10 protein-coding genes and 1 riboswitch are annotated in these 6,362 nt (G+C 57.3%); of the genes, 6 read left to right on the top strand and 4 right to left on the bottom strand.

The window, feature by feature from the left end; translation table 11 throughout:
* Positions 1 to 103: 103 nt before the first annotated feature.
* From VGU61_RS10485 to VGU61_RS10460, 6 genes are all read left to right on the top strand, one after another.
* Positions 104 to 952, top strand: coding sequence for a ferritin-like domain-containing protein (locus VGU61_RS10485; RefSeq protein ID WP_326859066.1), 849 nt, complete (start codon positions 104 to 106; stop codon positions 950 to 952).
* Between the two features lie 55 nt (positions 953 to 1,007).
* Positions 1,008 to 1,487 carry a D-glycero-beta-D-manno-heptose 1-phosphate adenylyltransferase gene (gene rfaE2, locus VGU61_RS10480; protein ID WP_326859065.1) on the top strand — a complete coding sequence of 160 codons (480 nt, stop codon included), beginning with the start codon at positions 1,008 to 1,010 and terminating at the stop codon, positions 1,485 to 1,487.
* Positions 1,484 to 2,491, top strand: coding sequence for an asparaginase (locus VGU61_RS10475; protein WP_326859064.1), 1,008 nt, complete (start codon positions 1,484 to 1,486; stop codon positions 2,489 to 2,491). Before rfaE2 ends, VGU61_RS10475 begins: the two co-directional genes overlap by 4 nt.
* Before the next feature lie 33 nt (positions 2,492 to 2,524).
* A complete protein-coding gene (locus VGU61_RS10470) occupies positions 2,525 to 2,977 on the top strand; it encodes a DUF411 domain-containing protein (protein ID WP_326859063.1) in 453 nt (150 codons plus the stop codon).
* Positions 2,978 to 3,021: 44 nt separating this feature from the next.
* Positions 3,022 to 3,194, top strand: a riboswitch (yybP-ykoY riboswitch).
* A 14-nt stretch (positions 3,195 to 3,208) separates the two neighbouring features.
* Positions 3,209 to 3,769 carry a TMEM165/GDT1 family protein gene (locus tag VGU61_RS10465; protein WP_326859062.1) on the top strand — a complete coding sequence of 187 codons (561 nt, stop codon included), beginning with the start codon at positions 3,209 to 3,211 and terminating at the stop codon, positions 3,767 to 3,769.
* Positions 3,770 to 3,873: 104 nt separating this feature from the next.
* On the top strand, positions 3,874 to 4,080 hold the full coding sequence (locus VGU61_RS10460; RefSeq protein ID WP_326859061.1) for a heavy-metal-associated domain-containing protein: 207 nt from the start codon (positions 3,874 to 3,876) through the stop codon (positions 4,078 to 4,080).
* 68 nt (positions 4,081 to 4,148) lie between these two features.
* On the opposite strand, the gene cueR is transcribed toward VGU61_RS10460, so the two are convergent.
* From cueR to VGU61_RS10440, 4 genes are all read right to left on the bottom strand, one after another.
* Positions 4,149 to 4,559, bottom strand: a complete 411-nt coding sequence (gene cueR / locus VGU61_RS10455; RefSeq protein ID WP_326859060.1) for a Cu(I)-responsive transcriptional regulator — start codon at positions 4,557 to 4,559, stop codon at positions 4,149 to 4,151.
* A 108-nt stretch (positions 4,560 to 4,667) separates the two neighbouring features.
* Positions 4,668 to 5,147, bottom strand: a complete 480-nt coding sequence (locus tag VGU61_RS10450; protein WP_326859059.1) for a copper chaperone PCu(A)C — start codon at positions 5,145 to 5,147, stop codon at positions 4,668 to 4,670.
* Between the two features lie 25 nt (positions 5,148 to 5,172).
* The gene (gene trmL, locus VGU61_RS10445; protein WP_326859058.1) at positions 5,173 to 5,643 is read right to left on the bottom strand and encodes a tRNA (uridine(34)/cytosine(34)/5-carboxymethylaminomethyluridine(34)-2'-O)-methyltransferase TrmL; all 471 of its coding nucleotides are present in this window, start codon (positions 5,641 to 5,643) and stop codon (positions 5,173 to 5,175) included.
* A 12-nt stretch (positions 5,644 to 5,655) separates the two neighbouring features.
* Positions 5,656 to 6,153, bottom strand: coding sequence for a ComF family protein (locus VGU61_RS10440; protein WP_326859057.1), 498 nt, complete (start codon positions 6,151 to 6,153; stop codon positions 5,656 to 5,658).
* Between the last annotated feature and the right edge of the window lie 209 nt (positions 6,154 to 6,362).

The following is a 6,362-nucleotide window of genomic DNA, read 5'->3' as shown; positions in this document are numbered from 1 at the left end:
CGCCCGGTAAACTACGTGCAGCGGCGGATGGCAAATCCGCATTCTCTGCCCGTCAGGGATTTTCTTGGTAAAATCAATCACTTAACTTATTTTCAAGGTGCATATGCTGTACCCAGAATTATTCAAGTCGCTAGAGCAGGTCCGCTGGAATATGGACAAGGATATTCCATGGGATCAGTTCGATGCCTCCAAGCTGTCCGACGAACAGGCGCAAACCATCAAGATGAATGCCATCACGGAATGGTCCGCACTGCCGGCCACCGAGATGTTCCTGCGCGACAATCGCGGCGACAGCGATTTCTCGGCGTTCATGTCCGTATGGTTCTTCGAAGAACAAAAGCATTCGCTGGTATTGATGGAATACCTGCGTAGATTCCGTCCGGAACTGGTGCCGACGGAACAGGAACTGCATAACGTGCGTTTCGAATTCGATCCGGCCCCGCCCCTCGAAACCCTGATGTTGCATTTCTGCGGCGAAATCCGCCTGAATCACTGGTACCGCTGTGCATCCGACTGGCATACCGAGCCGGTCATCAAGCAGATTTACAAGATCATCAGCCAGGACGAAGCGCGTCATGGCGGTGCGTATCTGCGTTACATGAAGAAAGCGCTGAATGAAGTAGGCGATACGGCACGCGCCGCATTCGCGAAAATCGGAGTTCTGATGGCTTCGGCGCGACGCACCGAAAAGCCCTTGCACCCGACCAATCTGCATGTGAACCAGGCGCTTTTCCCCAACGATACCGTGCAGAGCCGCCTGCCGGATCCGAACTGGCTGGAGCGCTGGCTTGACGGTCAGATCAACTTCAACGGCGAGTGGGAAAAGAAGGTCATCGAGCGCATTCTTCACAACATGTCGCTGCTGTTCGACCGTACGTTTGAATCGGTGCAGGACCTCAACCGTTACCGCAAGGAAGTTGCAGCCCGTCTTGCGCAGTTGAATCCGGCTTGATTCCAAATGAAGTATGCTAGCCGCAGGCAATATCGCCTGCGGCTTTTTATTTTCCATGCCTGATTTCGAAAAAAAAATCTGTTCCCGCTCGGAATTGAAAGGGCGCATTGCGCGACTCCCGAAACCGGTCGTGCTCACGAATGGCGTCTTCGATATCCTCCATCGTGGCCATGTGAGCTATCTCGCCGATGCACGTGCACTTGGCGCATCGCTTGTGGTGGCCGTCAATACCGATGCTTCGGTCAAGCGGCTTGGCAAGGGCGATGACAGGCCGGTGAACATCTGCGAAGACCGCATGGCCATCCTCGCCGCTCTGGAATCGGTTGACCTGGTGGTTGCCTTTGACGAGCAGACTGCGCTGGAGGTGGTGCAGGAGGCTCGGCCCGATATTTATGTCAAAGGTGGCGATTACGACATGGCATCCATCCCGGAAGGCCAGGCGGTGCTGGCCTACGGCGGCCGGGCGGTCGCGATCGATTTCGAGTTCGACCGGTCGACCACGAAGCTATTGTCCAAGGTCAGGCAATCATCATGAAACTTGCTCCGCTGGTCGAAGTCACGCGTGGCGATGACGTGGAATGCATCCACTTTGGTTCGGTTGCGGTCGTGGATACTCACGGCAATCTGCTCTACCAGGCCGGCGACCCGGATTTTCTTACCTTCACCCGTTCAACCATCAAACCGTTTCAGGCCTTGCCGTTCCTGCGCGCCGATGGGCCGGCGAAGTTTGGTTACACGACGCGGGAACTGGCTCTGCTCTGCGCCAGTCATTCCGGCGAGGCAATGCATGTCGATGTCGTTCAGTCGATGCTGCACAAGGCAGGCTGCGATGAACAGCACCTGCGCTGCGGCTGCCATGAGCCGATGTTCTATAACGTGCTTGGGCAACGCCCGCCGCCGGACCAGCAATTCAGCCAGTTGCATCACAATTGCAGCGGCAAGCACAGCGGCTTTCTTGCATGGTGTGTGCAGCACAATGCGCCCCTCGATAGCTATCTCGATCCTGCCCATCCGCTCCAGCAGGCGGTGTGCGATACGGTGGCGAAGGCATCGGGCCTTCCGGCATCGGCACTCAAGACCGGAACGGACGGATGTTCCGCACCCAACTATGCAATGCCGCTTTCGCGTCTCGCCCTGTCCTATGCCAGGTTGGCGCAGGGAAGTCGCGACACGCAATTCGGCAGCCCAATGGGCGATCTGTTCGATGCGATGACGGGCCATCCGGAACTTGTATCCGGCACAGGGCGAAACGATCTGGCATTCATGCAGACCGCACCAGGCGACTGGGTTGCGAAGATCGGCGCCGATGGCGTGCAGGTGATTGGTGTGCGTTCCGCCGGCATCGGCATCGCGCTCAAGGTCGCCGACGGCAATATGCGGGCGCTCAATACCGCCACGGTGTCGGTGCTGCAGCAGCTCGGCCTGGTCGATTCGCCGGATGCGTCGCCGCTGGCCCAATGGGCTCGCCCGCAGCTGACCAATTACAAGGGCTTGCATACCGGTGAAGTCCGCGCATCGGTGCAATTGCTCAAGGCATGAATCGATGCCACTCAATGAAAGGAATGAAGTCCCATGAAGCGTCGTGAATTTTTGAAGGGCCTGGTGGCCGCAGCGTCGACAACTGTCCTGCCTGCGGCGCATGCCGCGTTGCCGGTCATCGATGTCTACAAGACCGAAACCTGTGGCTGTTGCATCCAATGGGTGGAGCATCTGCAAGCGAACGGCTTCAAGGTCAACGTCAACAACGTTCCTGATACCGCGCCCTATCGCGAAAAATACGGCATTCCACAGAAACTCGGTTCATGCCACACCGGCGTCGTGCAGGGATATGCGCTGGAAGGGCATGTGCCGGCCAAAGACATCAAGCGACTGCTGAAAGAGCGCCCGAAAGCAACGGGACTCGCTGTTCCCGGCATGCCGATCGGTTCGCCGGGCATGGAAGTCGAAGGCCGCCCGGCCGACAAATACGACGTGATCCTGGTGAACGCGAACGGCAAACACACGGTGTATCAGCAGTACCAGTGACAATCAGTTTCCTTGCACTGCGAATTGCCTTAGAATAAGCACGCTTTCTCGTCATTGGGGAGTAGCCTTCTTCGGCAACGAAGAGAATGCGTCAACACACTTGGCTCCGGCCATGGCGCATTCGACCCACGGGTTTGGCGAGACCTTTGACATGCGTACTTCCGTCTTCATGGATTGAGCGGGAGGGACGCGTGTCATTGGTTGTTTGTCGCTCAATCCCGATTCATATTAATGGAAGCGTTCCTCATATCAACTTTCGCCGTTGCAGTAGCTGAAATCGGCGATAAAACTCAACTCCTCGCGTTAATTCTGGCAGCGCGGTACAAGCGCCCGATTCCCATCATTTTCGGCATCCTTGCCGCCACACTGCTCAATCATGCCTTGGCCGGCCTTCTCGGCGAATGGATACGCACGATGATTGATCCGGGCATGCTCCGATGGATACTGGGCGCTTCATTCCTGGTGATCGCCGCTTGGGCATTAATTCCTGACAAGATGGAGGAGGGCGGCCAGACGCAAGGCCGTTACGGGGTATTCTTTGTCACCTGCATCGCCTTTTTCATCGCCGAAATTGGTGACAAGACCCAGATCGCTACGGTTGCCTTGGCGGCAAAATACTCAAGCTTCCTGCCGGTGGTCGCGGGTACGACCATCGGCATGATGATAGCCAACGTTCCCGCAGTCATCCTCGGCAAGATCGCTTCCCCGAACTTCCCGTTCAAGCTTGTGCGCACCATTTCCGCCGGTATCTTTGCCGTACTGGGCGTCGCCGTGCTGCTGTCGGGCAGCTGAAACGTCCTCATCTGCGATACGTCTAAACTTGCAGAGAAGTGCTTGACCTTCCCACTGCGGGAAGCTGCACACTTGTGGTTCCACACATGAGAAAGGGATTTGCCATGTATGAACTGAACGTCGAAGGAATGAGCTGCAACCACTGCGTCAGCATGGTCACGAAATCGGTATTGGGCGTTGACGGTGCCGCGAAGGTGAAGGTCGATCTCGCCGGCCAAAAAGTGCACGTCGAGTCGAGTGCCGATATAGATGTCATCAAATCGGCAGTCATCGAGGCGGGCTATCCGGTGACCGGTGCCAGCGTTGCCTGATCATGCCGGTTTGCAAGCGAAGACCGGAGTGCCCCAAATTCCTTGCGGGAAGAAGGAGCACTCAGGGCTCAATGTCGCGATACACACGAATCATGGGGTGATAATCCATGCAATATCGGGCAGTCCGGGCGTTCATCGCCGGCGCATGCACTGGCTAAATGATCGAGCGTGTCGCGCATTTCGGTCAGTTCGAGGATGCGCTTGTTCAATTCTGCCACATGGGCTTTGGCGATCGTTTTTACATCGGCACTGGCCCGGTGCGAGTCCTGCCAGAGCGACAGCAGATCCTTGATTTGTTCCAGCGAAAAACCCAGCGTGCGGGCACGTTTGATGAACCGCAGGGTATGCAGGTCCTTGTCCGTGTATTTGCGATAGCCCGCATCGCTCCGCGATGTCGGCGCGATCAACGCAATACTTTCATAGTGCCGGATCATCTTGGCCGACACCCCGGACGCCTTGGCCGCTTCTCCGATATTCATGATAGTCCTCCTGTCATGCCGGTTTGCGAGCGTCTCCACTGAAACGCGCGCTAACCAGAGTTTGCACCTTCCCACAATGGGAAGGTCAAGCACCACCGGGAACGGCGATTAATGCTTGTGGTGGCCCGCCTTCGCGTCAGTGCCTGCTTTCGCCTCCACGGTGATGGATATTTCTTTTTTGCCTGCTTTTTCAAAAGTCAGCGTCATTGGAAAAGAATCTCCGGGCTGGAGCGGCTTTTGCAGCCCGATCAGCATCAGGTGATAGCCGTCCCCTGGCTGCATCGTGACTTTGCCGGCGGCTTTCAATTCGATACCGGGTACTTCTCGCATCCGCATCACGTTGCCGTCCATCGACATGGTGTGGATCTCGACCGACTTGGCAGCAGGGGACGATGCTGAAACCAGTTTGTCGGCTTGCTTGCCCTTGTTTTCCAGCGACAGGTAAGCGGCGGCGCTTGGTTGTCCGGGAACCGTAGGGCGCGCATACGGACGGCCAATGTGTACCTCGCCGACCTGAAAGTCTTGCGCGTGGGCGGAAAAGCCAACAATAAGTGCAGCGAAAAGTGCCAAAGTGGAACGGACCTGCATAGATATCCTTTTAATGAATGAAAAATTAATTGCCGCCGGCGAAGCCGTTCTGTCGCCATGCTTCATAAACGACCACTGCGACGGTGTTTGAAAGATTCAGGCTGCGATTATCCGGCCGCATCGGAAGTCGGATGCGCTGGGAGGCCGGAAAGGATTCGCGCAAATCGACCGACAGTCCCCTGGTTTCCGAGCCGAAGACAAATACGTCGCCGGGACGAAACGCAATTGATGCGAATGGCGTGGCGCCATGGGTGGTCATTGCGAACATCCGGGATCCATCCGGCCTCTCCGCGGCGACAAAGGCATCCCAGCTACGATGTACCTTCATTGTGGCGTAATCGTGATAATCCAGCCCGGCGCGGCGCATTTTCGCGTCGTCCAAGGGGAAGCCGAGCGGCTCGACAAGATGCAACTGGGCGCCGGTATTGGCGCACAGGCGGATCACGTTTCCGGTATTCGGTGGAATTTCCGGTTCTACCAATACGACATGAAACAAAAAACCTCTCCTTTATTTTGGCAACGGTCGTGCAAATACCAGGTTCGTCACCCGCCTGGCGCCGAAACGTTTCAAGGTCCGGGCGACTTCATTCAACGTTTCACCCGTCGTAATGACATCATCGACCACGCCGATATGCGCGCCCCGCACCGTGTCGATGGACTCGCCGGGCACGATGAATGCATTGCGGATATTGGTGTGGCGTTCATCAGGATGCAGCATCGACTGCGCCCGCGTATCGCGCTGCCGCACCAGCAGCCCCGGCTTCAGTGGTACCTTCAAGGCGCGGGATATCGGCCGGGCAATTTCCAGCGCCTGGTTGAAGCCACGGTCAGCCAGCCGTTGCGTTCCGAGCGGGACGGCGGTCAGAAGCTGCGGACGTTCCTGTTCCGGCCGCTGCGCCAACGCCCGAAGCAGCAGATCGCCGAACAAAGGTGCCAGCGCGAGCCGGTTACCGAATTTCAGCGCCAGGACCAATTGGTCCACTGGCGCGGCATAGTCGGCAGCCACGAACGTTGAATCAAAAGCCGGTGGTCGCTTGAGGCAGTCGCCGCACGCCGTCGATGAGGGTGTCGCTTGTCCCGTAAGGGGTGAAGCGCAATGCCTGCAGCGTACCTGGCCCTGCCGGAAAAACTGCCTGTCACAGCCTTCGCAAATCGATTGCGGGCCCAGCCGGCCACAAAGGGCGCAGTTCGTCGGCATACATGCCGGCATTAGAC

The sequence above is a fragment of the Noviherbaspirillum sp. genome (assembly GCF_035944575.1).
Taxonomy (GTDB): Bacteria; Pseudomonadota; Gammaproteobacteria; order Burkholderiales; family Burkholderiaceae_D; genus Noviherbaspirillum.
Note: the sequence above shows the minus strand (reverse complement) of the source record. Positions and strands in the feature narration are given on the sequence as shown.

Coding starts and splice junctions, on each gene's coding strand:
- VGU61_RS10475 (WP_326859064.1), top strand. CDS start 1,484: ATGAAACTTGCTCCGCTGGTCGAAGTCACGCGTGGCGATGACGTGGAA.
- rfaE2 (WP_326859065.1), top strand. CDS start 1,008: ATGCCTGATTTCGAAAAAAAAATCTGTTCCCGCTCGGAATTGAAAGGG.
- VGU61_RS10470 (WP_326859063.1), top strand. CDS start 2,525: ATGAAGCGTCGTGAATTTTTGAAGGGCCTGGTGGCCGCAGCGTCGACA.
- VGU61_RS10460 (WP_326859061.1), top strand. CDS start 3,874: ATGTATGAACTGAACGTCGAAGGAATGAGCTGCAACCACTGCGTCAGC.
- VGU61_RS10450 (WP_326859059.1), bottom strand. CDS start 5,147: ATGCAGGTCCGTTCCACTTTGGCACTTTTCGCTGCACTTATTGTTGGC.
- VGU61_RS10465 (WP_326859062.1), top strand. CDS start 3,209: ATGGAAGCGTTCCTCATATCAACTTTCGCCGTTGCAGTAGCTGAAATC.
- cueR (WP_326859060.1), bottom strand. CDS start 4,559: ATGAATATCGGAGAAGCGGCCAAGGCGTCCGGGGTGTCGGCCAAGATG.
- VGU61_RS10485 (WP_326859066.1), top strand. CDS start 104: ATGCTGTACCCAGAATTATTCAAGTCGCTAGAGCAGGTCCGCTGGAAT.